The sequence below is a fragment of the Nonomuraea sp. NPDC048882 genome (assembly GCF_040649755.1).
Classification (GTDB): Bacteria; Actinomycetota; Actinomycetes; order Streptosporangiales; family Streptosporangiaceae; genus Nonomuraea; species Nonomuraea maheshkhaliensis.
In genome coordinates this window covers 338,497-365,071 of the sequence record NZ_JBEZGB010000001.1, presented here as the reverse complement: position 1 = coordinate 365,071, position 26,575 = coordinate 338,497, and the positions used below count along the sequence as shown (strand labels likewise).

24 protein-coding genes are annotated in these 26,575 nt (G+C 70.9%); 13 read left to right on the top strand and 11 right to left on the bottom strand.

What is annotated here, in order from left to right:
- Window positions 1-59: 59 nt before the first annotated feature.
- Entirely contained in the window at window positions 60-776 is a 717-nt protein-coding gene (locus AB0C27_RS01575; protein ID WP_357836138.1) for a FadR/GntR family transcriptional regulator, read from the bottom strand.
- A 144-nt stretch (window positions 777-920) separates the two neighbouring features.
- On the opposite strand from AB0C27_RS01575, the gene AB0C27_RS01570 reads away from it, so the two are divergent.
- The 9 genes from AB0C27_RS01570 to AB0C27_RS01530 all read left to right on the top strand — a co-directional run bounded on the left by AB0C27_RS01570 (window position 921) and on the right by AB0C27_RS01530 (window position 12,402).
- On the top strand, window positions 921-1,688 hold the full coding sequence (locus tag AB0C27_RS01570; protein ID WP_357836135.1) for a FadR/GntR family transcriptional regulator: 768 nt from the start codon (window positions 921-923) through the stop codon (window positions 1,686-1,688).
- A gap of 147 nt (window positions 1,689-1,835) precedes the next feature.
- A complete protein-coding gene (locus AB0C27_RS01565) occupies window positions 1,836-2,489 on the top strand; it encodes an aspartate/glutamate racemase family protein (RefSeq protein ID WP_357836132.1) in 654 nt (217 codons plus the stop codon).
- Window positions 2,482-3,729, top strand: coding sequence for a RuBisCO large subunit C-terminal-like domain-containing protein (locus tag AB0C27_RS01560; RefSeq protein WP_357836129.1), 1,248 nt, complete (start codon window positions 2,482-2,484; stop codon window positions 3,727-3,729). The genes AB0C27_RS01565 and AB0C27_RS01560 overlap by 8 nt, the downstream gene beginning before the upstream one ends.
- A 10-nt stretch (window positions 3,730-3,739) precedes the next feature.
- Window positions 3,740-5,125, top strand: coding sequence for a four-carbon acid sugar kinase family protein (locus AB0C27_RS01555; protein WP_357836127.1), 1,386 nt, complete (start codon window positions 3,740-3,742; stop codon window positions 5,123-5,125).
- Window positions 5,126-5,647: 522 nt separating this feature from the next.
- The gene (locus AB0C27_RS01550) at window positions 5,648-6,403 is read left to right on the top strand and encodes an SDR family NAD(P)-dependent oxidoreductase (protein ID WP_357836124.1); all 756 of its coding nucleotides are present in this window, start codon (window positions 5,648-5,650) and stop codon (window positions 6,401-6,403) included.
- 399 nt (window positions 6,404-6,802) lie between these two features.
- Window positions 6,803-7,780 (top strand): ABC transporter permease, encoded by a 978-nt coding sequence (locus AB0C27_RS01545; RefSeq protein ID WP_357836121.1) that lies wholly within the window; start codon window positions 6,803-6,805, stop codon window positions 7,778-7,780.
- Window position 7,781: 1 nt separating this feature from the next.
- Window positions 7,782-8,621 carry an ABC transporter permease gene (locus AB0C27_RS01540; RefSeq protein WP_357836118.1) on the top strand — a complete coding sequence of 280 codons (840 nt, stop codon included), beginning with the start codon at window positions 7,782-7,784 and terminating at the stop codon, window positions 8,619-8,621.
- Window positions 8,618-10,690 (top strand): ABC transporter ATP-binding protein, encoded by a 2,073-nt coding sequence (locus AB0C27_RS01535; RefSeq protein ID WP_357836115.1) that lies wholly within the window; start codon window positions 8,618-8,620, stop codon window positions 10,688-10,690. The genes AB0C27_RS01540 and AB0C27_RS01535 overlap by 4 nt, the downstream gene beginning before the upstream one ends.
- Complete coding sequence (locus AB0C27_RS01530) at window positions 10,687-12,402, top strand: ABC transporter family substrate-binding protein (RefSeq protein ID WP_357836112.1); 1,716 nt, start codon at window positions 10,687-10,689, stop codon at window positions 12,400-12,402. The genes AB0C27_RS01535 and AB0C27_RS01530 overlap by 4 nt, the downstream gene beginning before the upstream one ends.
- A 58-nt stretch (window positions 12,403-12,460) precedes the next feature.
- Here the strand turns inward: AB0C27_RS01530 and AB0C27_RS01525 are convergent, their stop codons facing one another.
- The 5 genes from AB0C27_RS01525 to AB0C27_RS01505 form a co-directional block, all read right to left on the bottom strand.
- Window positions 12,461-13,300 carry an NAD(P)H-binding protein gene (locus AB0C27_RS01525; RefSeq protein ID WP_357836109.1) on the bottom strand — a complete coding sequence of 280 codons (840 nt, stop codon included), beginning with the start codon at window positions 13,298-13,300 and terminating at the stop codon, window positions 12,461-12,463.
- Complete coding sequence (locus tag AB0C27_RS01520; protein WP_357836106.1) at window positions 13,297-14,325, bottom strand: saccharopine dehydrogenase NADP-binding domain-containing protein; 1,029 nt, start codon at window positions 14,323-14,325, stop codon at window positions 13,297-13,299. The genes AB0C27_RS01525 and AB0C27_RS01520 overlap by 4 nt, the downstream gene beginning before the upstream one ends.
- A gap of 135 nt (window positions 14,326-14,460) precedes the next feature.
- Window positions 14,461-14,829, bottom strand: a complete 369-nt coding sequence (locus AB0C27_RS01515) for a peptidase inhibitor family I36 protein (RefSeq protein WP_357836103.1) — start codon at window positions 14,827-14,829, stop codon at window positions 14,461-14,463.
- A 132-nt stretch (window positions 14,830-14,961) separates the two neighbouring features.
- Window positions 14,962-16,329 carry a glycosyltransferase family 2 protein gene (locus AB0C27_RS01510; protein WP_357836100.1) on the bottom strand — a complete coding sequence of 456 codons (1,368 nt, stop codon included), beginning with the start codon at window positions 16,327-16,329 and terminating at the stop codon, window positions 14,962-14,964.
- A 33-nt stretch (window positions 16,330-16,362) separates the two neighbouring features.
- The gene (locus AB0C27_RS01505) at window positions 16,363-16,524 is read right to left on the bottom strand and encodes a hypothetical protein (protein ID WP_357836098.1); all 162 of its coding nucleotides are present in this window, start codon (window positions 16,522-16,524) and stop codon (window positions 16,363-16,365) included.
- Window positions 16,525-16,828: 304 nt separating this feature from the next.
- Between AB0C27_RS01505 and AB0C27_RS01500 the strand changes: the two genes are divergently transcribed.
- Window positions 16,829-18,736 carry a glycoside hydrolase family 3 protein gene (locus AB0C27_RS01500; RefSeq protein ID WP_357836095.1) on the top strand — a complete coding sequence of 636 codons (1,908 nt, stop codon included), beginning with the start codon at window positions 16,829-16,831 and terminating at the stop codon, window positions 18,734-18,736.
- 1 nt (window position 18,737) lies between these two features.
- Here the strand turns inward: AB0C27_RS01500 and AB0C27_RS01495 are convergent, their stop codons facing one another.
- On the bottom strand, window positions 18,738-19,259 hold the full coding sequence (locus tag AB0C27_RS01495) for a snapalysin family zinc-dependent metalloprotease (RefSeq protein ID WP_357836092.1): 522 nt from the start codon (window positions 19,257-19,259) through the stop codon (window positions 18,738-18,740).
- Between the two features lie 150 nt (window positions 19,260-19,409).
- Between AB0C27_RS01495 and AB0C27_RS01490 the strand changes: the two genes are divergently transcribed.
- Window positions 19,410-21,281 carry an ABC transporter ATP-binding protein gene (locus AB0C27_RS01490; RefSeq protein WP_357836089.1) on the top strand — a complete coding sequence of 624 codons (1,872 nt, stop codon included), beginning with the start codon at window positions 19,410-19,412 and terminating at the stop codon, window positions 21,279-21,281.
- 87 nt (window positions 21,282-21,368) lie between these two features.
- Here AB0C27_RS01490 and AB0C27_RS01485 read toward each other — a convergent pair whose 3' ends face one another.
- Window positions 21,369-22,106 (bottom strand): hypothetical protein, encoded by a 738-nt coding sequence (locus tag AB0C27_RS01485; RefSeq protein WP_357836086.1) that lies wholly within the window; start codon window positions 22,104-22,106, stop codon window positions 21,369-21,371.
- Complete coding sequence (locus tag AB0C27_RS01480) at window positions 22,093-22,608, bottom strand: SigE family RNA polymerase sigma factor (RefSeq protein ID WP_357836083.1); 516 nt, start codon at window positions 22,606-22,608, stop codon at window positions 22,093-22,095. The genes AB0C27_RS01485 and AB0C27_RS01480 overlap by 14 nt, the downstream gene beginning before the upstream one ends.
- A gap of 140 nt (window positions 22,609-22,748) precedes the next feature.
- Here AB0C27_RS01480 and AB0C27_RS01475 point away from each other — a divergent pair, with 140 nt between their 5' ends.
- Window positions 22,749-23,657 carry a hypothetical protein gene (locus AB0C27_RS01475; RefSeq protein WP_357836080.1) on the top strand — a complete coding sequence of 303 codons (909 nt, stop codon included), beginning with the start codon at window positions 22,749-22,751 and terminating at the stop codon, window positions 23,655-23,657.
- Between the two features lie 52 nt (window positions 23,658-23,709).
- On the opposite strand, the gene AB0C27_RS01470 is transcribed toward AB0C27_RS01475, so the two are convergent.
- Window positions 23,710-24,441: an SDR family NAD(P)-dependent oxidoreductase gene (locus AB0C27_RS01470; protein ID WP_357836077.1), complete on the bottom strand. Its 732-nt coding sequence runs from the start codon at window positions 24,439-24,441 to the stop codon at window positions 23,710-23,712.
- 122 nt (window positions 24,442-24,563) lie between these two features.
- On the opposite strand from AB0C27_RS01470, the gene AB0C27_RS01465 reads away from it, so the two are divergent.
- Window positions 24,564-25,169 carry a helix-turn-helix domain-containing protein gene (locus AB0C27_RS01465; RefSeq protein ID WP_357836074.1) on the top strand — a complete coding sequence of 202 codons (606 nt, stop codon included), beginning with the start codon at window positions 24,564-24,566 and terminating at the stop codon, window positions 25,167-25,169.
- Window positions 25,170-25,207: 38 nt separating this feature from the next.
- Here the strand turns inward: AB0C27_RS01465 and AB0C27_RS01460 are convergent, their stop codons facing one another.
- Window positions 25,208-26,326, bottom strand: coding sequence for an NBR1-Ig-like domain-containing protein (locus tag AB0C27_RS01460; protein WP_357836071.1), 1,119 nt, complete (start codon window positions 26,324-26,326; stop codon window positions 25,208-25,210).
- Window positions 26,327-26,575: the final 249 nt, after the last annotated feature.

Below are 26,575 nucleotides of genomic sequence, written 5' to 3'. Positions count from 1 at the left end.
AGTTCCAGCGGCTTGCGGCCGGTTCCCGCGGGTTGTTCCAGCGGCTTCCGGCCGGGCGTTCAGCAGCAGAGGCGTACGTGCTGCTCGGCGTCGGCGCGGGCGACCTCGACCACCGTGCGCATGGCCTCCTCGGCCTCGCTGTGGTGGCGTCGCCCGATGGCCTGGGCCACGCGTTCGTGACCGGGCAGCGTCTCCTTGTTGTGCGCCACCGAGCGGGTGTGCACCTGGCGCACGGACCGCAGGGCGATGCTGATCATGTCGTAGATGTAGAGCAGCAGATCGTTGTCGGCCGCGGCGAAGACCGCCTTGTGGAAGGCCAGGTCGGCCTCGATGAACGGCTCGGGGTCGTCGGCGGTGGCGTACAGCGCCTCCATGGCCTCGTCGATGCGGCGCACGGCCGCGGCGTCGGCCCGCTCGGAGGCCACCCGCGCCGCGCCCGGCTCCAGCGCGACCCGCAGGTCGGCCAGCACCCGGATGTCGCGCGGTGTGGGCTCGGGCTCGAAGCGCCAGCTCAGCACGTCGGCGTCGAGCAGGCTCCAGGACTCGCGCGGGCGCACGATCGTGCCCGCGCTCCTCCTGGTCTCCAGCAGGCCCTTGCCGGCCAGCACCTTCACGCCCTCCCGTACGGCGGAGCGGCCCACGCCGAGCTCGCCGACCAGCTCCTCCTCGATGGGGATGGACGTGCCCGGGGGCAGCGTGCCGCCGACGATGCGGGCGCCGAGGGCCTGGACGACCTGGACGTGCCGGGCCGAGTCCCTCTGGGGATCGTTTGCCACGGCACCGCACGCTATCCCGAGCGGGCTGGAATTCCTAGGCTTTCATCTGATGAAGTTGCTTTTTCATCAGATGAAGTGACTTTTCGGGATATTGGTAGTACCTTTCCGGCAAGTGGTACGACCAATCGCGCCGAGGTACCCACCATGACCACCGACCCCGCCACCGGCCCTGGCTCCCCGTCTGGAGCCGGCGCCGGTTCCGACGTCGCCGCCGCCGATTTCGCCTCCGGCTCCCTGTCGGATGCGCTCTCCGACGCCCTGTCCGACCTGATCCGCGACCTCGGGGAAGGCGCCAGACTGCCGCCGGAACGGGAGCTGGCCGAGCGGCTGGGCGTCAGCCGCGGCGCGCTGCGCGACCGCCTGCGACTCCTGGAGGGCTTCGGCGTGCTGAGCCGGCGCCAGGGCTCCGGCACCTACGTGCGCCGGCTGGCCCCGCAAGGGCTCGAATTCGCCCTCGACCTGGCCCTGTCGGCCAGCCACCTCAGCATCGAGTCCCTCCACTCCGTACGGGTGGCGCTGGAACGCCAGGCCGCCAGGGAGGCCGCGCGCAAGGGAGACCCGGTCGCGATCGGCCACGTCGGCAAGGCCCTGGCCGACATGGAGGCCGCCGCCACCGCCGAGGACATCGACCGGGCCGACTTCGCCTTCCACCAGGCGCTGCTGCACGCCACCGGCAACGCCGCCCTGACCTTCTTCGCCGACGCGATGACCGGCGTGCTGTTCCGCGCCGTACGCCAGCGCCGCGACCGGCTCAAGACCCACCCGCGCGACAAGGAGCTCTCGCTGGCCGCCCACCGGCCCCTGTACGAGGCGCTGCTGGCCGGCGACGAGGACGCCGCCGGGCAGGCCAGCGACGACCACTTCCAGGTCTGGCACGACCTGTTCACCCAACCCGAGATGCAACGGCCATGACGACGGGCCCGCGCCAGACGGGGCCGGACGACGGGGCCGGACGACGGGGCCGGACGACGGGGCCGGACGACACGGCCGGGACACACCCTTGACAGAGGCGCGGCCCTTGAGGACGCCACCAGGACACACCCCTCACGGAGACAGACCATGACGACAACCCTGGGACTCATCCACACCTCGGCCACGCTCGTGCCGGTGTTCGCCGAGTTGTGCGCGAAACACCTGCCGGGCGTCGAGACGTTCAACATCGTCGACGACAGCCTGATCAAGAACACCGTGGCCGCCGGCCACCTCACGCCGAGCACCGCGCGCCGGGTCGCCGGCCACATCGGCTCGGCCGAGGAAGCCGGGGCCGATCACATCCTGGTCACCTGCTCCTCCATCGGCGCGGCCGTGGAGGCGTCCGAGCCGCTGACCGGCGTGCCGGTGACCCGGGTGGATCGCCCGATGGCCGACAGGGCCGTGGCGCTCGGCCGCCGCATCGGCGTGTGCGCCACTCTCCCCACCACCCTCGACCCCACCGCCGATCTGGTACGCAGGCGCGCCGCGGCGGCCGGCGCCGAGATCGAGCTGACCGCCAGGCTGTGCGAGGGCGCCTTCGAGGCCCTCATGAGCGGTGACGCCGCCACCCACGACGCCCGCGTGGGCGCCGCGCTGGCCGAGCTGAGCGGGCAGGTGGACGTGATCGTGCTGGCCCAGGCGTCGATGGCGCGGGTCGCCGGGGCCGTCGAGTCACCGGTGCCCATCCTGGCCAGCCCTCCGCTGGCCATGGAACACCTGGCGAAGGAGCTGCATGCGTGAGATGACGGTGGCCACGTACCGAGTGGTCACCCGCCTGCCGCTGGAGCAGGCGGTCAGCGCCATCGCGGGCGAGCAGAGCACCGGCACGTTCGTCAGCGTCGCGGGCGAGACCGACGAGCTGCGCGCCCGCCACAGCGCCGTGGTGCTCGGCATGACGGAGATCCCCGCGCCGATCGGGGAGGCCCTGCCCGGCACGCGTGGGTCGGGGCCGCTGCACGCCGCCCTCGTCCGGATCGGCTTCCCGCTGGACAACACCGGGCCGTCGCTGACGAACCTGTTCCCGGTGGTCGCGGGCAACCTGTACGAACTGCGCGAGCTGGCCGGGCTCAAGCTGGTCGACCTGGAGCTGCCGGACGCATTCGGGCGGGCGTACCTGCCGGCCGCGTACGCCGTCGAAGGCACCCGACGGCTGACCGGGCGGCCGGAGGGCGTGCTCATCGGCACCATCGTCAAGCCCAACGTCGGCCTGCGCCCGTCCCACTACGTGGACCTGGTGCTGGAGCTGGGCCTGGCCGGGGCCGACTTCATCAAGGACGACGAGGTCAACGCCGACTGCCCGCCCGCCCCGCTCGCCCAGCGCGTCAGGGCCGTGACGGGGGCGCTGGACGAGGTGGAGCGGCGTACGGGGCGGCGGCCGATGTACGCCTTCAACATCAGCGACGAACCCGACCGGATGCTGCGCCACCACGACATGGTGGTAGCCGCCGGCGGAACCTGCGTCATGGTCAACCTCAACGTGGTCGGCTTCCCGGCCGTGGCCATGCTGCGGCGGCACGCCAGGGTGCCGATCCACGCCCACGTCACCGGCATCGGGGCGCTGGCCCGGCATCCGGGGCTCGGGATCGGGCCGGCGGCGTACCAGAAGCTGGCCCGCCTGACCGGCGTCGACCACCTGCACTGCGGCGGGTTCCACAGCAAGTTCTACGTGAGCGACGACGAGGTGGCGGCCATGGTCGGGGCGGTGCGCGCGCCGCTGCTCGGCGGCTTCCCGTGCCTGCCGGTGCTGTCGTCGGCGCAGTGGGCGGGAACGGCGCCGGTCACACGGGAACGTACGGGGACCGACGACCTGCTGGTGCTGGCGGGCGGGGGAGTGCTCGGCCACCCGGACGGACCTGCGGCCGGCATCACCAGCATCCGCCAGGCCTGGACCGCCACCGCCGCGGGGGTGCCGCTGACGGAGGTCGACTCGCCGGAACTGTCCAGAGCCCTCGAACACTTCGGCGGCGTGGTGACGAGATGAAACCGGTGTCATGACGTTGATCGCTTTCGTGGCTGACGACTTCACCGGGGCGACCGACGCGTTGTGGCAATTCAGGCGGTTCGGGCTGAGCGGGTCGCTGGTCACGGACGTGGCTCACCTGCACGATCGGGACGACGTCATCGGCGTCGCCACCACCGCCCGCGCGTCGGCCGACCCGGTGGCGGTCGCGCTCCCGGCGCTCAGGGCGGTGGCGGCGCTCGGGCCGCTGGCCGTCCAGTACAAGATCTGCTCCACGTTCGACTCCTCGCCCGCGCACGGGAGCATCGGCGCGGTCATCGCGGCCCTGCACCGGGAAGGGCTGGCCCGGCGCGCGGTGCCGGTGCTGGCGGCGCAGCCGGAGTTCGGGCGCTACACGGTGTACGGCAACCACTTCGTCCAGGCCGGGGACGAGGTCGTCCGCCTCGACCGGCATCCGCCCGCCCGCGACCACCCCGTCACCCCCGCGACCGAGGCCGACCTGCGGGTACGTCTGGAGGAGCAGAGCGCGGGGCGCACCGGCCTGCTGCCGGCGGGGGCGTCGGAGGAGGCGTACCGGGCGCGGAGCCGGGACGCCGCCTTCATCGCGGACGCCTCGACCGAGCAGCACCTCCGCGCCCTCGGCCGCCTGCTCCTCACCGACTCCGCCCGTGGAGACGTGCTCTTCTGCGCCGGCTCAGGAGGCCTGAGCTACGCCCTCGCCTCAGCTCTAACCCCCCACCCCACCCAGTCACCGGCCCACCCACCGGCCCACCCACCGGCCCACCCACCGGCACCGCCAGAAGCCGGGCCGGGGTCGAAGGCCATGCCGGAGGCAGAGGCCGAGCCGGGGTCAGTGGTGATGGCGGGGTTGGAGGCCGGGCCGGGGCCGGAGGCGATGGCAAGCCCAACAGAGGGGCCGGTGGCGAGGCCAACAGCGAAGGCGGGAGCGACGGCGAAGGCGGGGGCGGTGCTGGTCGTGTCCGGGAGCCGGTCGCCGGTCACCGTCCGACAGATCGGCGCGGCGGAGCGGGCTGGCTGGAAGGTGGTGGACGTCTCCGCAGGTCAGGACGCGATCGTCCAGGCCGAAGAGAGCCTGCGCGCCGGCTGCCACACGATCGTGCAGTCGACCAGGGGCCCGGCCCGCGATCCGGCCGGGATCGGTGAGCTGCTCGGCCGGGTGGCCGCCGCGATGGTGCAGGCCGGGCTGGTACGGCGGCTGGTGGTGGCCGGCGGCGACACCTCCGGCCAGGTCGTCGCCGCGCTCGGCGCCCGCGCCCTCGACGTGATCGGCACGCTCGCGGTGGGAGGCCCGGTGTGCGTGCTGACCGCGGACGATCCGGCGTGCGACGGACTGGAGGTGGCCCTCAAGGGCGGCCAGGTGGGCGACGACGACTACTTCCTGCGATCCGCGACGTGAGACTGGTCGCAGGTGGTGACAGATCCCCGGCTTGCGACGTGAGGTCGGTCGCGCGATGCGAGGTATGTCTGGCTTGCGACGTGAGATCGGGCGCGCGATGCGAGGTTTGCCAGGCTTGCGACGTGAGGCTGGCCGTGGGTCGCGAGGTTTGCCAGGCTTGCGACATGAGGTCGGTCGCGCGTTGCGACGTATCCCTGGCCCGCGACGTGAGATCGGGCCCGGATTGCGCCGTAGTCCCGGATCGCGACGTGACTGGCCCGCCCCCTGGCCCGAGCGGCGGGCCGCGAGTCGGTTCGGGCCTTCGGTCTCCGGCTCGGGCCTTTGGTCTCCAGCTCGGCCTGGGTGCCGCCTCTGATACAAGCCAGGCCGTTGCTCCCGTGGCGGGGGTTCGTTCGTAGCCGGGCCGGGGGCCGTACGACCAGGGCGGTATGTCTGGGGAGGGGCGTGCACCACGGGAGGTGGAGGCGGGGACGCGCCTCGGGCGGGATGCCGGTGGCGGGCCCCGACCGGCACCGTGAAGGCATGATGTTTCCGGATTTGCAGGGCAAGGTAGCGCTGGTCACCGGTGGTTCGGGTGGCATCGGGCGCGAGACCGTACGGGTGCTGGCCGCTCAGGGCATGCGTGTCGCCGTCAACGGCCGTGACCCCGCCGCCATCGAGGCCACCGTGAACGAGGTCCCGGACGGCCGGGCCATCGGGGTGCCGGCCGACACCACCGACCAGGCCGCGGTCGAGTCGATGCGCGAGCAGGTCGAGCGGCGTCTGGGCCCGGTGGACGTGCTGGCGGTCTTCGCGGGCGGCGGCACAGGCCGGCCGCGGCCGATCGACGAGACGAGCGCGGCGGACTGGCACGCCACCGTGGACGCCAACCTCACCTCCACGTTCCTCGTCATCAGGACCTTCCTGCCGAGCATGAGAGAGCGTGGACAGGGCTCGATCATCACCATGTCGTCCCTGGCCGCCCGCACCCCCACCCCCGCCTCGGTGGCGTACACGGCGGCCAAGGCCGGGGTGATCGCGCTGACCAGGCAGCTGGCGTACGAGCTGGGCCCGGCCGGTGTGCGGGTCAACAACGTCGCGCCCTCGACGATCATGACGGAGCGCCTGGAGGGGCGGATGCCGCCGGAGTTCGCCGAGCGCGTGCTGGCCGAGCACCCGCTCGGACGGCTCGGCCGGCCGCTGGACGTGGCCAACGTGACGGCCTTCCTCGCCTCGGACGCCTCCTCCTGGCTGACCGGCCTGACGATCGACGTGGCCGGCGGCAAGTGGATGCCATGACGGACAGGACACCGCCTGCGGGCGGGAGAGCCGGGGCGGCGTTTGACGGCGCGCACTCACCCCTCAGCGAATATGGTGTGGATCACGCCGGTTCGTCCTCATTCGTGTACGGATCCTGTGACACAGGGCATCTGCGAGACGTCCGAAAGGGGATCTGGTAGGCGATATTTCCGCAGGTCGAGGCCAGGAAGTGAACTCGTCTGACAGGGCTCGTCGATCTTTTGTGAGTGACCTGACCGTTATATGGCTCCGTTTCTGCCTGTTATCCCTTTTCTTATATTGTTCGCGTTGATCGCCATCCCGCTGACATGTGAATTTCACGACGTGGGACGGGTTTACGTTGAGGGGGCGCTGCTCCGCCTGTGAGTTCGCGCCCTCGATCAGCGCGAACGGAGAGTAATGGGCAAGTACCTGCTCCGCAGGTTGGCAATAAATGTGATCTTGGTAGCCATCGCGGCAAGCCTCGCGTACATGCTCGCGGCGACGACCATGAACCCGCGAGCCGCGTACGAGGGCCGGCAGCCGCCGGTGCCCGAGGCGGTCATCGACGCCACACTTGACGCCTACAACCTGAACGACAAGACCCCCGTGCTCGTGCGCTACGGCACCTGGGCCAAGGGGGTCGTCACCGGGGACTTCGGCAAGACCTGGAACGGCGGCTCGGTCAACGGCGAGATGGGCCGGCGCATCATGGTCAGCCTGCGCCTCCTACTGATCGGCACGGTCCTGGGGTTCGCCCTGGGGGTGGTGCTGGGGGCGGTCTCCGCGGTGAAGCAGTACAAGTTCAGCGACCGGTTAATCGGGGTCAGCTCTTTCGTGATCATGGCCATCCCGGTGTTCGTGCTGGCGACCCTGCTGGCGATCGCCACGTACAACCTGAACAGAGGGCTGGGGTTCACGCTGATCGAGTACACCGGCGAGTACAACCCGCGGCTGTCCGGCTGGGACCAGTTCGTCAACCGGCTCAACCACCTGATCCTCCCGACGATCTCGCTCAGCCTCGGCTCGATCGCCTTCTACAGCCGGATCCAGCGCAACATGATGCTGGACGTGCTGGGCCAGGACTTCGTCCGCACGGCCATGGCCAAGGGGCTGCGGCGGCGGACGGCGCTGACGAAGCACGCGCTGCGCACCGCGCTGATCCCGTCGGCCACCTACTTCGCCTTCGCGTTCGGGACGATGTTCACGGGAGCCACGTTCACCGAGAAGATCTTCGCCTGGCACGGAATGGGCGCCTGGCTGGTCGACTCGATCAACCAGAACGACGTCAACTCCGTCGCCGCGGTCACCTTCTTCGCCGCGGTCTGCATCCTGTTCGCCTCCTTCCTGTCGGACCTGCTGGTCGCGGCGCTCGATCCTCGGGTCCGGGTGAGCTGACATGCGTTCGAAAGTCGTCCTCAGGCGCCTGCTGCGCAACAACCAGGCCCGGTACGGGTTCGTCGCCCTGGTCCTGCTGGTCGGGCTGGCCTACGTCGGGCCGTACTTCGGCGCGTACGAGTGGACCGAGAAGGACTTCATGTCCTTCCTGTCGCCACCGGGCGGTGACCACTGGTGGGGCACCACCTCGATCGGCCAGGACATGTACGCGGTCACGCTGCGCGGCATGCAGAAGTCCATCATCATCGGCCTGCTGGTGGCGCTGATCTCGACCGGCCTGGCGGCCATCGTCGGCGCGTTCGCCGGATATTTCGGCGGATGGGTGGACCGGGTGCTCATGTGGGGTGTGGACCTGCTGCTGGTCCTGCCGAGCTTCCTGGTCATCGCGATCATCTCGCCGAGACTGCGCGAGGGCACCTGGCTCTGGTTCGTGGCGCTGCTCGCCGCGTTCTCCTGGATGATCACCTCCAGGGTCGTGCGCAGCATGACGCTCTCGCTCCGCGAGCGGGAGTACGTCCTGGCCGCCGTCTACATGGGCATCCCCCGCTGGAAGATCATCTTCCGGCACATCGTGCCCAACCTGTCCTCTCTGCTCATCATCGACGCGACGCTCAACGTCAGCGGCGCGATCATCGGTGAGGCCGCGCTGTCCTTCTTCGGGTTCGGCATCCAGCCGCCCGACGTCTCGCTGGGCACGCTGATCGCGACCGGCTCCGGCAACGCCACCGGCTATCCGTGGCTGTTCGCCTTCCCCGCCGGCCTGCTGGTCGCCCTGGTGCTCAGCGTGAACCTGATCGGCGACGGCCTGCGCGACGCACTCGACCCGGGGAGCAACACGTGAGCATTCTGGAGGTCAAGGACCTCACCGTCACCTTCCCCGGCGGCATCGAAGCCGTGCGCGGCGTCAGCTACGAGGTCGAGCGCGGCGAGGTGCTCGGCATCGTCGGCGAGTCCGGTTCGGGCAAGTCGGTGACCTCGCTGGCCGTGATGGGCCTGCTGCCGAAGAACGCCGTGGTGGACGGCTCGGTCATCCTGCACGGGCAGGAACTGCTCGGCATGAAGGAAGACGACCTGGTCAAGGTGCGCGGCAAGGCGATCAGCATGATCTTCCAGGATCCGCTGTCGGCCTTCACGCCCGTCTTCACCATCGGCGACCAGATCGCCGAGGCCGTCCGCATCCACCAGAAGATGGGCAAGGATAAGGCCGCCAAGCGGGCCGTCGAACTGCTCGACCTGGTCGGCATCCCCAACCCGAGCCTGCGGGCCAAGGCGTTCCCGCACGAGTTCTCCGGTGGCATGCGGCAGCGCGCGATGATCGCCATGGCCATCGCCAACGACCCCGACCTGCTGATCTGCGACGAGCCGACCACCGCGCTCGACGTCACCATCCAGGCCCAGGTGCTGGAGGTGCTCAAGACCGCGCAGCAGGAGACGGGCGCGGGCATCGTGATGATCACCCACGACCTGGGCGTCATCGCCGGCATGGCCGACCGGGTGCTCGTCATGTACGCGGGGCGCCCGGTCGAGCAGGGGCCCGTCGAGGACATCTACTACCGGCCGCGGATGCCGTACACGATGGGGTTGCTCGCCTCGATCCCCAGGGTCGACGGCGAGGAGGGGCCGCTGGTGCCCATCGACGGCAATCCGCCGTCGCCGGCGGCGCTGCCGCCCGGCTGCCCGTTCGCGCCGCGCTGCCCGATGAAGGTGGACATGTGCGACGACGAGGAGCCGCCGCTGACGGCCTTCGGCGGCGGGCGGCACGTGGCCTGCATCCGCGCGCACGAGATCGAGCACAAGAACCTGACCGGAGCCGACGTGTTCCCGGTGCCGGTCATCCCGCCGAGCGACGTGGTCCGCGTGCCGCGCGCCGAGCGGCCGACCGTGCTGGAGCTCGATCAGCTGATCAGGCACTACCCGCTGATGAAGGGCGCGGTCTTCAAGCGCCGCGTCGGCACGGTGTACGCCGTCGACGGCATCAGCCTCGACATCGCCCAGGGCGAGACGCTGGCCCTGGTCGGGGAGTCCGGCTGCGGCAAGACCACCACGCTGCAGCAGATCATGCAGCTCCAGCCGCCGCAGGGCGGCCGGGTGGTCGTGCTCGGCAAGAACAGCGCCGAACTGGACAAGGCGGCGCGCAAGGCGCTCCGCGGCGACCTGCAGATCGTTTTCCAGGACCCGATGGCCGCGCTCGACCCGCGCATGCCGATCGGCGACATCATCGCCGAGCCGCTGCGCGCGCACGGCGTCAAGGAGGACGTGGCGGGCAAGGTCGCCGAGCTGCTGCGGCTCGTCGGGCTGGCGCCTGAGCACGCGGAACGTTATCCGCAGCAGTTCTCCGGCGGCCAGCGCCAGCGCATCGGCATCGCCCGCGCGCTCGCGCTGGAGCCGAAGCTGCTGGTGCTGGACGAGCCGGTCTCGGCACTCGACGTGTCCATCCAGGCAGGCGTGATCAACCTGCTGGAGGAGCTGAAGAACAGGCTGGGCCTGTCCTACCTGTTCGTGGCGCACGACCTGGCGGTGGTACGGCATCTCGCCGACCGCGTGGCGGTCATGTACCTGGGCCGGATCGCCGAGATCGGGGCGGTCAAGAACGTCTACGACCGTCCGGCGCACCCCTACACGCAGGCGCTACTGTCGGCGATCCCGCTGCCCGACCCCGAGATGGAACGCACCCGCAAGCGGATCCTGCTCGAAGGTGACCTGCCCAGCCCGGCGGATCCGCCGTCGGGATGCAGGTTCCGCACCAGATGCCCCAAGTTCGCCCGGCTGAGCGAGGCCGAGCAGCAGCGGTGTGTGGACGAAGAGCCCTCGGTTGCCCGGCTGACGAGTGCCGTGGACCACGGTGCCGCCTGCCATTACGCGGAGGAGATCGAGGTCATCACGGCCTCGGAAAATCAGGAGGAAGAGTGAAGGTTCATTACCGTGCGGCCGCTGGGCTGGCGGTCCTGGCCATGGCCGTCGCGGCCTGTGGCGGTGGCGGCGGCACCGAGAACAAGCAGCCGAACGCCGAGCAGTCCAAGCAGGCTCAGCAGCAGATGACGGAGACCCCGATCATCAGCATCAACTCCGTCCCGTACGCGCAGGTCAAGGACGGCGGCACGCTCACCCTGGCGATCGGGCAGTGGCCCACGCAGTGGAACGGCAACCACGTCGACGGCAACCAGGCCGACACGGCGACGATGCTGGACCCGATCATGCCGCAGCTGATGATGGCGGACGAGAACGCCACGTTCACCCCGAACAAGGACTACGTCACCGACGTCAAGAACGACATGTCCTCGGGCAAGCAGGTCATCACCTACACGATCAACGACAAGGCCAAGTGGTCGGACGGCACGCCGATCACCTGGAAGGACCTTGAGGCGGCGTGGAAGGCGAACAACGGCGAGAACAAGAAGTTCAAGCCGGCCTCCACCGACGGGTGGGACAAGATCGAGTCCGTCGCCAAGGGTGACACGGACAAGGTCGCGGTCATCACCTTCAAGAAGCCGTACTCGGAGTGGCAGGGCCTGTTCAACCGCGGCACCTCGCACCTCTTCCCGGCCGAGCACATCGACACGCCGGAGAAGTACGAGAAGGACTACCTGCAGAAGCTCCCGGTCACGGCCGGTCCGTTCAAGGTGGAGTCCCTCGACGAGGGCACCAAGACGCTCACCCTGGTGCGCGACGAGAACTGGTGGGGCCAGAAGGCCAAGCTCGACAAGCTGATCTACCGGGCCATCCCCGACCCGGCCGCCGAGGTGAACGCCTTCGCCAACGGCGAGCTTGACGCCGCGGAGATCGCCGCCGGCGCCCCGGCCGACCTGAAGCGGGCCAAGGAGGTGCCGGGCGCCGAGATCCGCAAGGCTCTCAGCCCGAACTGGCGCCACATCACGGTGAACAACCAGAGCGAGTTCCTGAAGGAGAAGGAAGTTCGCCAGGCTGTTCAGTACGCGATCAACCGTGACGTGATCACGCAGTCGGACCTGAAGGACATGGAGTGGCCGCTGCAGACGCTCGGCAACCACGTCTTCATGAACAACCACAAGGGCTACGTCGACAACTCCGGCGACCTTGGCAAGTACAACCTGGACAAGGCCAAGCAGTTGCTCGACACGGCCGGCTGGAAGCAGGAGGGCGAGTACCGCAAGAAGGACGGCAAGGAGCTCGCGCTCACCTTCGTCATCCCGACGGCGACGCCCGTCTCGCAGACGGAGGGTGAGCTCACCCAGGCCATGCTCAAGGAGGCCGGGATCAAGGTCACGATCCGCCCGGTCCCCGTGGACAAGTTCTTCAACGACTTCATCATCAAGGGCGACTTCGACCTGGTGCCGTTCTCCTGGATCGGCACGCCGCTGCCGCTGGGCTCGCTGCCGCAGATCTACAAGACCGGCTCGGAGAGCAACTTCCCCAAGATGAGCGACCCCGAGGTCGACGCCGCCATCCAGGCGGCCGTGGACGAGATGGACCCGGCCGCGGCGATCACGAAGGCCAACGAGGCCGACAAGCTGATCTGGGACCGGGTGCACACCATCCCGCTGTACCAGCGGCCTGAGATCTTCGCGACGAAGAAGACGGTGGCGAACTGGGGCGCCCGCGGTTACAAGTACTACGACTGGACGGCCGTCGGCTTCACCGGCTGACGTTCCACCCAGCAGTGACACCAGGGACCCCCGGCCGCTCCGGCCGGGGGTCTTTCGTCTATTTCGCGAACTCCTGGATCGTCATCGGCGGCCGGCCGCCGTGCCGTTCGATGCTTTCTGTGACGCGGTAGAGCGGGTGGTCGCCGGCGCCGATGAAGCGGAAGAGCGCCCACAGGTGGGTCAGGTGCTCGACGGTGACCGCGTCGCCGTACACGTCCGCCGCCCACGCCTCCCACTCCTCGGGCGGCACGTTCTCGTACGTCACCCCGAGCGCGTCCGCCGCCTCACCGGCCGTCGCCAGCTGTCCCGTCACCAGGCACACCGGGTCGGCGGGGGCCTGATCGAGCAGCAGCCCCGCGCCGACCCTGGCCACGTCCTCGGCCGCGACCAGCGGGATCCACGTGTCCGCAGGGCCGAGGGGGAGCGCCAGCCGGCCCGCCGCGGCGGCCACGACGGCGAGGTTCTCGAAGAACACCGCCGCCCTCAGGTGCACCGCGCCCACCCCGGCCCAGTCGAAGACCTGCTCCGACACCCAGTGGCGGCGCATCCTGGGCGTGCCCGCCTGGGGGGAGGCGTCGAGCTGGGAGACCTCGACGACGCGCTCGACCCCCTCCTCCCTGGCCGCCGCCGCGAACGCGCCGGTGGCCTCCAGCAGGCCCGCCGTCACCGGGTAGGTGAAGAACGCCCGCCTGATCCCGCGCATGGCAGGGCGTACCGACGAGATCTCGCACAGATCGCCGACCACCACCTCGGCGCCGAGCTCGCGCAGCTCCCGTGCCCGGTGATCGTCGGTGCGCACGAAGGCGCGCACGGCCTCGCCGCGGCGCAGCAGCAGGTCCACGACGTGCCGCCCGGTCGAACCCTGCGGCCCGCCGGCCGCTCCCGTGACCAGGATCATCGCCGCTCCCCAAGGGTCAGGGTGAGCAGGCCGAGGCGTTCCAGGTCGCGCAGGAACGGCTCGGCGGGGAACGCCTCGGCCGGGGCGTACACACCCGGCTCGCCGGGGCCCAGGCCGTCGGCCAGCCGGACGGCGGCCTCGACCGAGGTCAGGGCGCTCATGCGCCACAGGTCCCGCCCGCGCGCCTGCCCGGCCCGGCCGCCGCCCTCGGTGATCACCTGCACGGCGACCGTGAACTCGGAGCCCGCCCGGGTGGCCGCGTCGGCGTCTTCGCTGGTGAACGCCTGCTCCTCCTCGAACGTCGCCGCCGTGAGCTGCGCCTCCACCCGTGCCGTCCGTACGTGCCTGGGCACGGTGACGACCTCGGAGAACGGTACGGGGGCGATCATCGTGCGTGGCCCCAGCGGCGGCGGGAACGGGAAGACGGCGTTGCGCGGCTCGACGTACCCGACCCGCTGGACCCCGTCGGCGAACGTGATCCGCTGCGTGTCGGCGAACAGCAGCTCGGCGGTCGCCTTGGCGCCCCTGGTCAGCCGCCAGCCGCTCACCGCGTACGCGGTCACCACCCGCTCGATCCCGGCCGTCCCTGCGGCCACGGCCCCGGCCAGCAGGTCGCCCAGCCCGCCGTAGAAGCTCATCGCCGTGACCATGGTGACGCCCGCCGCCCGCGCCGGCTCCGTCATGGTGTCGAACATCCACTTCGTGTGGTGCTGCTCCAGGGCGTGGTCCACGTAGTGGCAGCCGGCCTCGGCGGCGGCCGTGGCGACTGGCTTGCCGGTGTGCGTGAACGGGCCCGCGCAGTGGATCAGCACCGCCGCCCGGCCGGCCAGCTCGCGTAAGGCGGCGGGGTCGTCGAGCGCGGCCTGGTGCACGGGCGCCCCGCCGAGCTCGTCGGACAGGGCCTTGAGCGCGCCGCCGTCGCGGCCGGCCAGGATGACGTCCCGGCCTCGGGCGCGCAGGTCGGCCGCCACAAGGCGCCCGGTGTGGCCGGTGGCGCCGTAGACGGCGATGTGCGGTGATGACATGGCTACAACTCCTCGGTTTTACGTCACTATGTTCGGAAATTTCCCACCGAGTCAATGAGAATCCGAATAAATGAGCGAGAAACCGGGAGGGCGGCCGAGCCGCTGTCAGGGCCCGGCCGCCCCGGGTGATGCCGGTCAGCCGTGGGAGTCGGGCACCGAGCCCTTGAGGGTGATCCCGCAGGAAGGTCCGTTCGGGCCGTCGAAGCGGACGGAGTCCCAGAAGTCGCGGAAGTCGATGTAGAAGTTGCCCTTGCCGCGCGGGCTGGTCACCGCCGTGCAGCCGCCGTAGGCGGCCTCGGAGTAGAGGTGGATCCAGGAGCCCGTACGGTTCCAGTCGGACTTGCCCCGGTCGGCCATGCCGAGCGCGGCCAGGTCGGGCGTGTTGCCCTGGATCTGGATGATGTCCCCGGTGCCGTCGAGGCCGGAGAACATGCAGTAGTAGCCCTCCTGGCATCGGTCGTACCCGTCGGCGGCCTGGGCCGGCCCAGTCAGCGCCACTGTCACGGCCGTTGTCATGGCCGCGACAGCCAGCGGTAACGCCAGAATCTGAAACTTCTTGCCCACAGTTCCTCCATGGCCGAAACTTTCTTTCGGATCGAACATACAACGCGCGATCTTGTCAGGAAAGGGGTTGACTTACGCCGCCGCGCCGAGCGACACCTCGACCGAGCCGCGCGTGCCCCAGCGGTTGACCCGCCGGCAGGTCAGCAGCGCGTAGACGTACATCGGGCGCAGCACCAGCGACCGCCAGACGGAGGCCAGCGGGGCCAGCGCGAACGCCAGCAGCCGCGCGCCCGCGCTCTCGTCCGAGCGGCGCACGGTGAACAGCCGCAGCGCCATCAGGTAGTTCATCGCCACCCCGACCTGCGCCGCCGCCAGGGCCAGCTCTCCCAGCCGCCCTCGGTACGCCGGGTCGGCGACCAGCACGACCGGGACGGCCAGGGCGAGCAGCAGGTGCAGGTACTCCGCGACCGTGGTCCAGAAGACCGGCCCGGTCAGCGGCTGGTACCGCAGCCACCACAGGTGCCGCACGGCGGTGCCGCGCATCCAGCGCAGCTGCTGCTTGGCGTAGTGGCCGAACCGCTCGGGCGCCAGCGTGAACACCATGGACGACGGCTGGTGCACCGTGTGCCCGGACAGCGAGGCGTAGAAGGTGAGCAGGGAGTCGTCGTTCATCTGCATCGGCCGCCCGCGGAAGCTCTCGTTCTCGTACGCGCCGGCGCAGGCGCGGACGACGTCCGCCCGGTAGAAGGCCAGCGCGCCCGAGTTCATCGTCACCCGGCGCAGCACCGACTGGGCGCTGCGCAGGCCGCTGGTGAAGGGCAGGTACAGCACGCCGGTCAGCCGGGTGAGCAGGCCGGCGGTGCGGTTCAGCACCAGCACGTGCCCGGCCACCGAGCGCACCCGCGGATCGGCGAACGGGGCCAGGCCCTCCCTGACGGCGTGCCGGTCGAGCACGGAGTCGCTGTCGAGGGTGAGGAAGACGTCGCCGTCGTCCTCGGCCAGCACGTGCATCTGGGCGAAGCGCTTGCCCCGGTTGCCGGTACGGTCCCAGGTCGTCTCGATGCCGCGGAGCATGGCCTCGCACTCGAAGTCGCGGCGTACGTCGTCGTAGCGGACGGGTTCGCCGGCGAGCGCCGACCCGTCGTCCACCACCCGCACCCGGTTCACCGGCCGGCTCTGTGTCAGCACCGAGCGCAGGCACGCGCGCAGCGCCTCCGGGTCCTCGTTGTAGACGGGGATCTGCACGGTCACCCGCAGGGCGTCGATCCGCTCCCGCGCGCCGGGCGGGACCTTGACCGGCCGCTCCAGCCAGGACAGCGGCAGCCACCACAACAGCAGGAATGCGGTGAGCCAGACGATGGGCAGGTGGCCGGCCGCTCCTGTCAGGGTGGCCAGCTGGGTGACGGCCCAGGCCGAGCAGGCCGCGACCGCGAGCGCGCCGAGGACGAGGAGCCTTCCCGATCCGGCGTAGCGGGCGGTGAGCTTCCTGGGTGCGACCATGTCCTGGCCCTTTCGTTGGTCCTGCCCGTTTCGTCAGCGGGACATCGGGCCCCGGCCGCGCCGGAAGCCGGCGCGTACCAGGAAGGCCCCAGCCAGCACGAGTGACAGGCAGACGGCGACCAGCCAGGGGTGCCCGCCCGCGAGCGCGGCCACGGCCACGCCGCCGCCGAAGCCGGCCAGAGATCCGTACGCCATGCGCCACTCCTTCTCCGCGCTGATCTCCGCGCTGACCTTCGCGCTGATCGAGCTGACGCTGCGGACCTAGCCGGGGGCGGGTTCCGGTAACCCCATGGCCGCTTAAAGGCCCGTGCAACAGCTCGCCGCGGAAGGGGCGCGCGGCCGGGTCAAGGGGCGGTGAAAGTTTCACCGGCTCCCGGCCCGTTTCCGCCGGTGCCGGTCACCGCGCCGGGCGGTGCGGCGGGCCGGGCCGGGAAACTCGGGCAGGGGAGCTTACAGTGCCCCTGGGACCGCCCCTTCGAGCCGGTTGGAGCAGCCTGCGATGAGCAACCCGAGCAGCAGATGGACGAGGGTGGCGGCGGTGCTCACGCTCGTCGCGGCCGGCCTGGTCATGCCGCCGGCGACGGCTACGGCCGCCTTCCCACCATCGGCCAGGGCGATCTCCCCGTCACCGGCCGGGGCGGTCTCCCCGTCACCGGCGACGGCCAGGGCGGCCTTCCCCTACCAGGACCCCGCCCTCTCGGTGCCCGCCCGGGTGGCCGACCTCATGTCCCGGATGTCGTTGGACGACAAGCTCGGCCAGATGACCCAGGCCGAGCGCGGTTCGGCCGGTGCCGCCGACGTCACCGCGTACCGGCTGGGCTCGGTGTTGTCGGGCGGCGGCTCCGCGCCGGCGGTCAACACGGCGGCCGGCTGGGCGGACATGTACGACAGCTACCAGAACGCCGCCTTGGCGACGCCGCTCGGCATCCCGCTCGTCTACGGCGTGGACGCCGTGCACGGTCACAACAACGTGGCCGGGGCCACGATCTTCCCGCACAACATCGGCCTCGGCGCCACCCGTGACCCCGGCCTGGCCGAGCGGATCGGGCGGGCGGTGGCCGAGGAGGTGTCCGGCACCGGGATCGACTGGAACTTCGCGCCCTGCCTGTGCGTGGCTCGCGACGACCGGTGGGGGCGTACGTACGAGTCGTTCGGCGAGACCCCCGACCTGCCCGCGTCGATGGCCTCCATCGTGACCGGACTGCAGGGCGAGAGGCTGGACGGGCCCGCCTCCGTCATGGCCACCGCCAAGCACTACGTCGGCGACGGCGGCACCACCGGCGGCGCCGACCAGGGCGACACCCGGCTGTCCGAGGCCGACCTGCGGGCCGTGCACCTGCCGCCGTTCGCCGCCGCCGTACGGCGCGGGGTCGGCTCGGTGATGATCTCGTTCAGCCGATGGAACGGCGTCAAGCTGCACGGACACCGCTACCTGATCACCACGGTGCTCAAGGAGGAGCTGGGCTTCGGCGGGTTCGTGGTCTCCGACTGGAACGGCATCGACCAGATCGACGGCGTCCCCGGCACCTCCGCGCTCGACGTGCGCACCGCCGTCAACGCTGGCATCGACATGGTGATGGTGCCGGTCGAATGGCGCAGGTTCATCGACCTGCTGCGCGCCGAGGTGCAGGCCGGACGTGTCACCACGGAACGGGTGGACGACGCGGTACGGCGCGTGCTGACCAAGAAGTTCGAGCTCGGCCTGTTCGAAAAGCCTCTCACCGACCGCTCGTACACGGCGAGCGTGGGCAGCGCCGCGCACCGGGCCCTGGCCCGCGAGGCCGTGGCCAGGTCGCAGGTCGTGCTGAAGAACGCCGGCGGCGTGCTGCCCCTCGCCAGGACCGGCGGCAAGATCTTCGTGGCGGGCAAGAACGCGGACGACATCGGCAACCAGAGCGGCGGCTGGACGATCACCTGGCAGGGCTCGTCCGGCGCCATCACCCCCGGCACCACGATCTTGCAAGGCATCAGGAACACCGTCGGGTCCGCCGCCACCGTCACCTACAGCAGGGACGGCAGCGGCATCGACGGCTCCTACCGGGTGGCCGTCGCCGTCGTCGGCGAGACCCCGTACGCCGAGACCAAGGGTGACCGGCCCGGCGGGCTCGGCCTGGACGCCGCCGACCTGAACACCATCGCCACCCTGCGCGCCTCGGGCGTGCCCGTCGTCGTGGTGCTCGTCTCCGGCCGCCCCCTCGACATCGCCGCCGAGCTGCCCGGCTGGAACGCCGCCGTGGCCGCCTGGCTGCCGGGCACCGAGGGGCAGGGCGTGGCCGACGTGCTCTTCGGGCTCGTCCCGCCGACCGGGCGGCTGCCGATGACGTGGATGCGCGCCTCGTCCCAGCAGCCGATCAACGCGGGGGACGGCAAGGCGCCGCTGTTCGCGCAGGGGCACGGGCTCACGTAGATCACCGGTCGGTGTGGATCCTGCCGAACTCGACCAGCGGCGTCCCACCGGCGAAGTTGCCGTCGACCTCGGCCCGCTCGGCGGCGCTGGGGTTGGCGTTGGTGCAGCTCACGGGCGCGCTGGAGCCCGACATCAGGTCGGTGCAGCGCCCGGTCCGCCGGTCGGGCAGGCCCAGGATGTGGCCGATCTCGTGGGTGGCGATCCGCAGCGGGTAGTAGCCCTGGTCGACGGCCTGCCGGCCCATCCAGATCGTGCCGCGTCCCAGGCTGGTGGGCAGGGCCCTGGGCCAGCCGTTGTCGGCGAGCACGACGAAGTGCGCGGGCGTGCCTCTGACCAGCCGGACGTTGGCGACACTGGAGTTCCACACCTGCGCGGCCTGGTCCACGGTGGCGCTGAACTCGGCGGCCCGGCCGGCGTCGTACCTGAGCACCGTGACCAGCGCGGTGGCCTGCGCGGGCGCGGTGACCAGCAGGAACGCCAGGGACAGCAGGGCGCTGAGCATGAGGCGGAGCGGTCGTGACACGGATCCTCCTGGGGGAGTGGGGGGTGCTGTGAACGGTATGCGCGCTCCGTCCTCCCGAAGAGCTGTCAGATTGCCCCTATCACGGTGATATGGCGCACTGGCGACACCGTGGCTTGCGGAACTGTCAGTGGCCGCGTGCAGACTCGATGCATGCAGAACGAGGAGCCCGAGCCGCTCGAGTTCGGCGAGATCGCTCTCACCGGCTGGAACGCCCACACCGACAAGATGGCCGAGGTCGGCTTCCTGACCATCGCGGGCAGGCTCCCTTCGCTCGTCGGCCAGGCGCTGCGGATGGCCTGGGCCGCGAGCCCGCGCGACACGCTGGCCACGGTCGCGCTCAACCTGCTCGGCGGCGTGTTCACCGCGTTCGGTCTGCTGGCCACCACGGGGGTGCTGACGGCGCTGTTCAGCGAGGGCCCGACCCCCGACCGCGTCGTGGCCGCGCTGCCCAGCCTGGCGCTGGTGGCGGGCGCGGCGGTGCTGCGCACGGCGACGCAGGCGGGCGCGGGCTGGGCGCAGTCCCGCCTCACCCCGCAGATCACCCGCCACACCGAGGAGCGCCTCTACGGCCTGACCAGCCAGGTGGAGCTGGTCGCCTACGACGACCCCGACTTCCACGACGCGCTCGAACGCGCGGGCAGCCGTGGCGTGTCCGTGGCCGACCCGGTGGTGGGCTCGGCCGTCGGCGTGGTCACCGCGGGCGTCGGCATCGCGGCGGCGGCCGGTGTGCTGGGCGTGCTGCACCCGGTGCTGCTGCCGCTCCTGCTGCTGGCCGTGCTGCCCGACGCCTGGGCCGCCGTGCGCAGCGCGCGGATGCGTTACTCGACGATGTACTCCCTGATCCCCGCCCGCCGCCGCAAGTGGATCCTCGCGGGCCTGCTCGCCGAGCGCGAAAACGCGGCCGAGGTGCGCGCGTTCACGATGCGCGGCTTCCTGCTGCGCGTCTACGACACCGTCGCCCGCGCGGAGCAGGAGGTCATGCTGCGCCTGGCCCGGCGGCAGATGACGGCCAGGCTGGTGGGCGAGGCGCTCGGCGGTCTAGGCACGGGCCTGGTCTACGTCGCGCTCGGCGTGCTGCTGACCGTCGGGGCGATCCCGCTGGCCGTGGCAGGCACCGCCGTACTCGCCATCCGCTCGGGCCAGTCGTCGCTGCTCAGCCTCATGTACGCCACCAACCGCCTCTACGAGCAGGGCCTCTACTTCACCGACTTCCTCGACTTCTGCGCCGACGCCGAGAGACGGTTGACGGGCCCCAGGCCGTTGCCCGTCCCCGACTCCTTCGAGCGCATCACCGCCGAGGACATCACCTTCACCTACCCGGGAGCCGAGTCCCCGGCGCTCAGTGGTGTGTCGGTCGAGATCAAGCAGGGCGAGGTGATCGCGTTCGTGGGGGAGAACGGCTCGGGCAAGACCACCCTGGCCAAGATCCTGTCCGGCCTGTACGAACCCGGCACCGGCACCGTGCGCTGGGACGACACCGACCTGTCCCAGGTCAGCCCGGAAGAGCTGCGCACCCGCACCGCCGTCATCGCCCAGGACCACACCCGCTGGCCCCTGGCCGCCCGCTACAACATCACCATGGGCACCGACCGCGGCGAGAGCGCCCTGCACGCCGCCGCAACCGTCGCCGGCGCCGACGAGGTCATCGCCGAACTCCCCCACGGCTACCGCACCCTGCTCGACCGCCGCTTCAAAGACGGCTGCGAACTGTCCGGCGGCCAATGGCAGCGCATCGCCGTCGCCCGCGGCTTCCACCGCGACGCCGATCTGCTCATCTGCGACGAACCCACCGCAGCCCTCGACGCCCGCGCCGAACACGCCCTCTTCGAACGCATCCGCACCCACGCCGACGGCCGCACCGTCCTGCTCATCACCCACCGCCTGGCCAGCGTCCGCTACGCCGACCGCATCTACGTCCTCGACCACGGCCACATCACCGAACAAGGCGACCACGACACCCTCATGACCTACAACGGCCTCTACGCCGAGCTCTACACCCTCCAAGCCGACGCCTACCGCTGACCCCCGCCGCCATGAGGGGCGGCCACCGTTCAGGCCGGTGGCCGCACGCGGCGGCCCTCGTGCTCAACAACGTGCTCAACAACGCGCTCACAACGTGGAGGTGAGCCCTTGCCCGATCCGCAGCAACTCGGCGTTGACCGCCTCGGCGCCGGAGTACTCCGCGGCGTACACCGGGCTGAAGCCGATCTCGGCCCACTGGCTGTCGCTCGTCCGCAGGAACAGGGTGGGGGTGCCCTTCATGCCGTCCTCGCCGACGTGCTGCACGACCAGATAGCCGCTCCGGCCGCCGACGGTCACCGCCTTGCCGTCCGCTTCGTCGCGGTACGCGGTGATCCGCTGCTCGACCTCCTGGACGGCGCTCCCCTCGTACACCATGATCACGAGCCGGTAGGAGCCCTTCTCGTCGCCCCGGTAGGCGTAGGTGACCTGGTAAGTGTCGCCCCAGTCCGCCGACCGGCCCGACCACTCCAGCCCGTCGGGCAGGTATCCCACCTTCATCCGCCCGAACTCCCTGCCGTCGCCCAGGTCCCCGAGGCTCGGCGGGGCCGACGGCATGGGCGGGGTGTCGTCGATGGCGGGCGGATCCGGTGCCGTGGCGAACGTGCTCCGCTCACCGGCCGTGGGAGTCGTACCGATGGTGAAAAAGGCGACGGCGGGGGTGACGACCACGCACGCGGCCACGGACGCGGCCACCGCCGCGATCCTGACCCTGCGCCTCCTCTCCCTGGTGGAGCGCACCACCCGGCCCGTCAGGTCAGGCGCGGCGTGCAGTCCCGCCGTCCCCTCCGCCATGAGCCGGCGGATCTCCTCCTCAAGCGTGGGCATCGGTGATCGCTCCTTCCAGTGTTTCCCGGCCGAGCGCCGAACGGAGCTTGGCCATGGCCTTCGACGCCTGACTCTTGACCGTGCCGACCGAGCATCCGAGCACCTCGGCGGTCTGCGTCTCGGTGAGGTCCTCCCAGTACCGCAGGACGATCACCGCACGCTGGCGGGGCGGCAGCGCGCGCAGCGCGCCCATGAGCACCTGGAACAGGTCGGGGTCGCCCGCCCGGATCGCCGTCTCCGGCGGGCTGTGCATGGGGATGATGGTGAGGATGGCCCGGCGGCGGGCGCGGTTGATGGCGGCGTTGACGATGACGCGCCGCACGTAGGCATCCGGATTGTCGTAGCGGGCCACCCGATCCCATTTGCGGTAGGTACGCTCCAGCGCCGTCTGCAGCAGATCCTCGGCCTCCGTCGCGTCACCACAGGCGAGGTAGGCGACCCGTAACAAGCTCGTGGCACGCGCGGCCACGAAAGCGCCGAAGTCATGTTCCAGGTCACTCACGGTTCTCCGTCCGATCTCACGCCTCCTAACACACTTCGTCCCTCGTGACGGTTGCCCGCTCGTGCGAACATTTCGCGGGCAACCGTTCGCACGGCTCAGCTGTGTGCATGGTTGTGACTTCGAATCGATGGAGCGAACCGATGACGTCCACGACCACGCCGACCCGGCGGCTGATCACTCTGGGTGTCGCCCTGGCCGCGGGCGCCGCCGTCCTCGGCACGCCGCCGGCCGTCGCGGCCACGCCTCCTGAGGGGGCCTACTGGCACACCAGAACGCTGATGACGGAAACCCATCCTGGGCGATTCGGCACCAGAGCGCACCCCTATTCGCTGGTCGAGCGGTTCGTCGGCGTACGGTGGAACGCCCCCGACGGCAGGGCCTGGTTCGGTGGTCGGCTCCTGGGGGTGCGGCCCAAGACCGCGGCGGACCGGAAGGCGTGGCAGCGCGACGGCTCCCCTTCCACGTGGAGCGAAACGCTCGACGGCAAGACGGTGAAGCTGTCCACCCCGCCCGGCAGGGGCTCACTGACCGCGGCGCCGAAGGGCCGTGACCAGTTCGAGTTCGCCGGGCAGCGGCTGACCTACGACGAGATCCAGCGCCTGCCCGCCGACCCGGCCCGGCTGAAGGCGTGGCTCATGAAGGCGGGCCGGGTCGGCCGGGAGATGGACCTGACCGCCTGGGTCGAGGAGACCCTGCCGATGCTCCTGCACGACATTCCCGCGCCGAAGCAGGTCCGTGCCGCGGCCTACCAGGCCCTGCTGTCCCTGCCGGGCGCCCGCGTCCACGGCGAGGCCAAGGACGAACTGGGCAGATCCGGTGCCGCCCTCGTGATCGACAGGCCGGGCGGGAAGGCGAAGCGGGCGCCGTCGACCAGGGTGCGGATGATCGTCGACACCGGCAGGATGGTGCTGCTGGCACAGGACCAGCTGGGCACGTCCGGCGGCAAGGCGTCCGCGGAGTGGTCGTACCGGAAGACGCTGATCGAGGTCGGCTGGACCGACGCGCCGCCTGCCGCGCCGGCCCTGTCTGACACACCGTCCCTGCCCTGACACGTCGGCTGGTCCAAGCGGTGGGCGGGACGGCTTGGGCGTGGCGGCCGCGTCAGGCGGCCGCGGCGGCTTCCAGGCTGAAGGCGCGCGGCGGGCCGGTGAGGGTCGCCTTCGCCTCGGCGCCGATCCGGTCGAGGATCTCGATCTCCCCGGCCTCCAGCCCGTCCAGGGCGAGCCGGACGAGGTCGGCCGGGTCCAGCAGCGTGCCTTCGGGGAATTCGACTCCGGCGTTCGCGGCGAAGTCCCGCAACGTCTCCGTGGCGATGAGCCCGGGGACGAGGGCGGCGACGTGCGTTCCCTGGCCGGCCAGTTCCACCCGGACCCCGTTGGTCAGGCCCCACTGCGCCGACTTGGCGGCGGCGTAGGACGTGTTGCCGTCGACGGTGGTCCAGGCCACGGCCGACAGGACGTTGAGGATGGCGCCGCCGCCGTTGCGGGCCAGCACGGGAGCGAACGCCCGGATCATGGCGAGGGTGCCGTAGTAGTTCGAGTCCATCGTCAGCCGGATGGCGTCGAGGTCGCCTGTCACGAGGTTCCCGCCGGCGGTGAACGCGGCGTTGTTGATCAGGAGGTCGACGTCGGTGGCGACGGCGGCGGCCGCCTCGACGGATTCCTGGTCGGTGATGTCCAGGCGCAGCACCTCGGCGCCGGGGACGTCCACGAGTTCGGGACGGCGGGCGGTGGCGTAGACCTTCGCCCCGCGCCGCAGTAGCTCGACGGCGAAGTGGTGGCCGATGCCGCGGTTCGTGCCGGTGACGAGTGCGGTGGCGCCGTGCAGTTCCATCGGTGACTCTCCTGAGATCGGACCCGCTGACCCCAGTGGTCGTAAAATGACCGCTGGGTCAAGTTGACTTCGTGAACCTATCCACAACATGACCTCTCGGTCAACTTGCTAGAATCTCGCCTGTGACTAGGCCTGATCGCCGCCCCCTGCGCGCGGACGCGGCACGTAACCGCGAGCTCCTCCTGGCCGCGGCCGCGGACGAGTTCGCGGAGCGGGGCATAGAAGCCTCGATGGCCGACATCGCCCGCCGGGCGGGTGTGGCGAAGGGCACCGTCTTCGCCCACTTCGCCACGAAGGAGGAGTTGATCGCCGCGATCGTCGGCGATCACTTCGCCGCGCTCACCGCCGTCGCCCGGCGACTGCTCGACTCGGCCGATCCCGGGGCGGCGCTGCTGGAGTTCCTGACCGTGGCCGCGGGCGGGCAGCGGCAACATGACCTGGCGTTCCTGCAGACGGTCGCCGAGGGCGACTCCGAGGTGAGCGAACTCCGCAACGAGTTCCACGCGAGCATCGGATCGCTGGTCGACCGGGCCCGCGACGCGGGCGCCGTCCGGGCCGACATCACCGGGACCGATGTGCTGCTGCTCATCTGCGCGCCGGTGCACGCGATCGGGTTCCTGGCGAATCCGGAGCCGGACCTGTGGCGGCGCTACCTCGCCATCATCTTCGACGGGTTGCGCCCCGAGGGCGCCAACCCCCTGCCCCGACCGGCGCCGAGCTGGCCCTGACCGGCGCATGCGGCCGCGGTGGCCATGGAATGTGAGAGTCAGGCCACGGTGACGTCGAGGAAGATCGGCCGCTTGCCCGCGAGCAGCGGAGTGCTGTCCTCGTCGGTCATCTTCCAGTAGATCTTGCAGCGGCCGGGGGAGTCAGCGGCGCGCACGCGTACGGTGATGTCGACCGACTCGCCCGGGGCGACCGGCCCGATCCCGACCCGTTTGGGCGCCTTGCACGGGGTGTCGTTCATGCGGGTCAGGTAGCGGCCGTGCCACGGGACATTGCCCGCGTTGCGGATGCGCCAGGTCTTGTCGAAGGACTCGCCCGCCTGGACGACGGTGCCGTCGGGGTAGGTCACGTCCTTCTCGAACTTCGAGTCGTCGAACGGCGTGAGGGACTGGGGGGCGGACGGGCTCGGGCTGGTCGCGGTGCCGGTCCCGGTCCTGGCGTCGCCCGTGATGAGCGGCAGCACCCATCCGATGAGGATCGCCGCCACGCCCACCACGCCGGTGACGGCCGCCAGCACGGTCAGCCGCTTGCCCGACGCGGGACGACCGGGGGAGGCGGGTGCGGGCCGAGGACCGTCGGCGGGCGACGATTCGTGATCGGACCCAGGTGCCCGGTCGTCCGCCGACGGGGGCAGGTGGCCGGCGGGCGGAGATTGCGGCTCCCCGGACGAGGGTTCCCGGTCCGTGAACGGAGGCCGGTGCTCGGATGCCAGGGGGGTGTGCTCCCGCGCGGGCGCGCCGGTGGACGGCGGCGGCCCGTGGACGGGATGGTCAGGTGCGGCGCTTCCGCTTTGCCCGGCGAGGAGGTCGTCCCGGTAGCCGAGGTTGGCGGCCTGTTCCCAGTGGGTCCGCCACTCGCGTCTGACCTCCTCCGGGTCGCCGCCCAGCCGGTCGACCGCCAGGACCCGGACGAACTCCCAGGTGGTCTCCCAGCTCGGCAGCGCGCTGCCCCGGGCCGCCGCCGCCAGGGACGACTTCGAGGCCGCCGCCCCGAGGCGGGAGGCCATGTCGGCGAAGGACGGGTCGCCGGCCCGTTCCTTGAGCTCCCAGAGACGATGGGCGAACAGCGCGACGGGGCCGGACTCGGGATCCGGCCGGATGGGCTTGCGCCCGCGCCGGGTTCCCGTACTGTCGTCCCGCGATTCGGGCGACTCCGTCATCACACCCCTGCTTCGATCGACCGCCCCGCTACGGCTTCCATCGCATCACATCAAGAGCAACGGAGGCTACCAAACGGCGGGTCAGAGTGTGCGACTGCCCTGCGCCGGCCCTGGGGTGACTCTGTGGTGACTCTGCGACGGCGGAAACGAGGGCGGGAGCGACGGTGGAAACGAGGGCGGAAACGGCGGTGGAAGTGGCGGCCGTCATTTCCGCGAGAAAATCGCCCCATTGCCGCTTCAACGGGCGGC